Here is a 3,654-nt window from a genome sequence, read left to right on the forward strand (position 1 = left end):
CTACAGGGACAGCCGGCGATCGATCTCACGAAAGGCGAGACCCTCGGTCCTCGGGAGGGATTGCGCCGCAATCAAACCGACCACCGCGAAGATCAAGCCCCGCCGACGATAGAGGCGCACCTTTCACGCGGCGATTGAGACGATCTTTCAAGTCCCTGCGGCGACTGAGCAGGCCTTTCAAGCCCCTGCGGCGATTGAGCAGGTCTTTTAAGCCCCTGCGGCGATTGAGCAGCGGGGTCCGGGGCGGAGCCCCGGGGGTGGCCGGCGGATTACGCCCGCACGACCAACGCCGTCGCCACCGCCATCAACCCCTCGCCACGACCCGGGAACCCGAGCCCATCCGTGGTCGCACCCGACACGGACACCGGCGCCCCCACGGCCCCCGAGAGGACCTTCTGCGCCTCATCCCGCCGCTTCCCGATCTTCGGCCGCGGCCCGACGACCTGAACGGCCACGTTCCCGATCACGAACCCGGCCTCCCGCACGATCCGCGCGGCCTCACCCAGCAACGCCACCCCACTCGCCCCGGCCCACTCCGGCCGCCCCGTCCCGAAGTGCTGCCCAAGATCCCCCAACCCGGCCGCCGAGAACAACGCATTGCAGGCCGCATGCGCCACGACATCCGCATCGGAGTGCCCCGCGAGCCCGGCCCCGGAGTCCTCCCACTTCAGCCCGGCACACCACAGCTCACGCCCGTCCTCGAACGCATGGATGTCCGTCCCGATGCCGACCTGCGGGAGAACCATGTGGTCAGAACCCATCGTTGGCCCTCCTCCGCGCAAGCACGGCCTCGGCCAGCACGAGATCGAGCGGCCTCGTCACCTTGAACGCCTCCTCGTGCCCGGGCACGAGCACCACCTGGTGGCCGAGATGCTCGACCATCCCGGCATCGTCCGTCACATCCTCGGTCACCGTCTCGTGCGCCCGCACGAGCGTCTCCCGGTCGAACCCCTGCGGCGTCTGCACGGCCCGCAGCCTGGCCCGCGAGGGCGTCGCGACGACCGGCTCCGGCGAACCGTCGACGCTCGGCACGACCTCCTTGACCGTGTCCGCGAGCGGCAGCGCGGGCACGACGGCCGGCGCCCCGTCCCGTACCGTCTCGATGACCGCGTCGACCGTGTCGACCGGCACGAGCGGGCGGGCCGCGTCGTGCACGAGCACGATCTCGATACCGTCCGGCAGGGCCTCGAGCCCGAGCCGCACGGACTCCTGCCGGCTCTCCCCACCGGGCACGACGACGAAGTCGGTGCGCTCGGGCAGGGCGTGATCGGCGAGCAGGGACTTCACTTCGGCGGCGCCGTCGGGCGGCGCGACCACCACGACGAGGGACACGGCGCGGGACGCCGCCATCGCACGGACGGCATGGATCAGCATCGGAGTGCCGCTCAGCGCACGCAGGGCCTTGGGGGCGCCCGGACCGAGGCGCACGCCCCGTCCAGCGGCCGGAATCACGGCCGCGGTGCGTACTGCGCTGCCTACGGGACGCGTTTCGTCAGACATCGGTTCCGTTCAGGTTTGTGCGCTCGGGGGAGGTGGGTATGGCCACAGCGTGCCGGGCGCGACGCCTTGACCGGACCCTTCCGTGACACTGGTCGAGCCAGCTGTCCGGGCCCGGCACACCACTTGGGGATCACGCGAAGCGTGTATGTACGTAGCGCGTGAGGGTACGAACATGCCGCAGCGCCCGGCGACACCATCAGGGTCATCGGGCACCACGGCATTGTTCTTTACGCGACAGCAGTCGTTACGCGCGTGTCAGGACGCGAGAACCTCGTCGAGCAGGGCCTCGGCCTTGTCCTCGTTCGTGTTCTCCGCGAGTGCGAGCTCGCTCACCAGGATCTGGCGAGCCTTGGCGAGCATGCGCTTCTCACCCGCGGACAGTCCGCGCTCACGCTCCCGACGCCACAGGTCACGTACGACTTCCGCGACCTTGATGACATCACCGGAGGCGAGCTTCTCCAGGTTTGCCTTGTAACGGCGCGACCAGTTCGTGGGCTCCTCGGCGTACGACGCGCGCAGCACCTCGAAGACCCGGTCGAGCCCGTCCTGACCGACCACATCACGCACGCCGACGAACTCCGCATTGTCCGCTGGCACACGTACCGTCAAGTCGCCCTGGGCGACCTTCAGCACCAAGTAGGTCTTGTCCACGCCTTTGATCTGGCGAGTTTCGATAGCCTCGATCAGCGCGGCCCCGTGATGGGGATAGACCACGGTGTCGCCAACCTTGAACGTCATGTGACAGGTACCCCTTCCGTGGCTATCCAGTCTAACACGGAAACTGCGGGTTCTGAATGGCGTTTTCGCAGGTCAGGGCATATCTCGGGGCTTGACAATCCCATCGGGAACGTGCTGCGGAGGGGTAGCGGAGGCGGGTATTCGCAGGTCGGAGCCGTTCTTCGAGGAAGCCGATATGGGTACGCTACCGCCGCCGCGACGGGCCCCCAAGGGGCCGAAAGTCCCGTTTTGCGTGCTTCGAAGCGATGAACTTTCGCTACTCCGTTCAGGGGCCCGGAGATACGTTCGAACCGAATCCAGAATTGATCTTCGCGAATCGCCGTCCCGCGTGATCGTCTTTCCGGACCTCCGCGCATTCCTTACCGGATATCCGCCCCAGCGCCTGGACAGGCCTTATGTGAATGGCGAACGAGAGACCCCCGCGACCCAATGGTGACCGTGGGGAACGTGGGGTGATCGGCGGCGCCGAGGGAGGAGCCGGGGACGGTGTCCGGACCCGAGGGGCGGGTCGGGTGCGGCGGCGCGGGAACGGCTCGGTAATCTAAGGCCGCTGACAGACCCTTAGGGCGGCTTTACACCCCGTCGCCCTAGCCCGCCCACGTTCAAGGAGTTGCCGCCGCCGTGAGCAGCAGTCTTCGACGCGGCTCCCTCGCCGCCGCCGCCATCGCGTTCTCGATCGCCTCGCTCGCCGCGTGCGGCGCCGGTAACAACGCGCAGACACTTGAGGTCAAGCCGGACAACGCCGAGACCTCGGTCGGCGACATCAAGATCCAGAACGCCACCGTCATCACCCAGCCGGACCTCAAGTCCAAGGGCCCGGCCGTCGTCACCGGCATGCTCTTCAACAACGGGAGCTCCGCCCAGACGCTCGACGCGATCACCGTCGACGGCGTCGGCAAGACCGCGAAGCTGTCGGGGGCCAAGGGCGGCTCGAAGATCACCGTTCCGGCCGGCGGCTCCGTCGTCCTCGGCGGCGAGGGCAACGCCTCCGCCGAGCTGCCCAACAGCCGCACGGCCGTCCTCGACGGCAACGCGCAGCCGATCACGTTCTCCTTCAGCAAGGCCGGGGACGTGAAGCTGAAGGCGTTCGTGGTGCCGGCCGAGAACTACTTCAAGAAGTGGGGCCCGAGCGAGGTCCCGGCCGCGCCGGGCGCCTCCGCGAACCCGTCCACGTCGGCCTCCACGTCGGCGACGCCGGGCGACGAGGCGTCGGCCTCGACGGGCGCCTCCACCTCCGCCACGACCTCCGAGTCGCAGGGCACGGCGGGCCACTGACGTGCACCACCCATCAAGCCCCTGCAGCGTTTGAGCAGCGGGGGCCGGGGCCCGCGGATGACCTTCAAGAGCACCGCGGTGGAACTGGCGGGCGACGATGTCTACTGGATGCACGGCGACCTCACCATCAAGGACGTCGCC

4 protein-coding genes are annotated in these 3,654 nt (G+C 68.5%); 1 reads left to right on the plus strand and 3 read right to left on the minus strand.

Features of this window, described 5'->3' with window-relative positions; all coding sequences use genetic code 11:
* Positions 1-269 precede the first annotated feature (269 nt).
* The 3 genes from ispF to ACWD2L_RS40905 all read right to left on the minus strand — a co-directional run bounded on the left by ispF (position 270) and on the right by ACWD2L_RS40905 (position 2,238).
* Entirely contained in the window at positions 270-761 is a 492-nt protein-coding gene (gene ispF / locus ACWD2L_RS40895) for a 2-C-methyl-D-erythritol 2,4-cyclodiphosphate synthase (RefSeq protein ID WP_351346034.1), read from the minus strand.
* The gene (ispD, locus tag ACWD2L_RS40900; RefSeq protein WP_351346031.1) at positions 751-1,500 is read right to left on the minus strand and encodes a 2-C-methyl-D-erythritol 4-phosphate cytidylyltransferase; all 750 of its coding nucleotides are present in this window, start codon (positions 1,498-1,500) and stop codon (positions 751-753) included. The genes ispF and ispD overlap by 11 nt, the downstream gene beginning before the upstream one ends.
* A 255-nt stretch (positions 1,501-1,755) precedes the next feature.
* A complete protein-coding gene (locus tag ACWD2L_RS40905; protein ID WP_266712542.1) occupies positions 1,756-2,238 on the minus strand; it encodes a CarD family transcriptional regulator in 483 nt (160 codons plus the stop codon).
* Positions 2,239-2,859: 621 nt separating this feature from the next.
* Between ACWD2L_RS40905 and ACWD2L_RS40910 the strand changes: the two genes are divergently transcribed.
* The gene (locus ACWD2L_RS40910; RefSeq protein WP_351346028.1) at positions 2,860-3,513 is read left to right on the plus strand and encodes a copper chaperone PCu(A)C; all 654 of its coding nucleotides are present in this window, start codon (positions 2,860-2,862) and stop codon (positions 3,511-3,513) included.
* The last annotated feature ends 141 nt before the right edge of the window (positions 3,514-3,654 follow it).

This window comes from Streptomyces sp. NPDC002754, assembly GCF_053592315.1.

Coding starts and splice junctions, on each gene's coding strand:
- ispF (WP_351346034.1), bottom strand. CDS start 761: ATGGGTTCTGACCACATGGTTCTCCCGCAGGTCGGCATCGGGACGGAC.
- ispD (WP_351346031.1), bottom strand. CDS start 1,500: ATGTCTGACGAAACGCGTCCCGTAGGCAGCGCAGTACGCACCGCGGCC.
- ACWD2L_RS40905 (WP_266712542.1), bottom strand. CDS start 2,238: ATGACGTTCAAGGTTGGCGACACCGTGGTCTATCCCCATCACGGGGCC.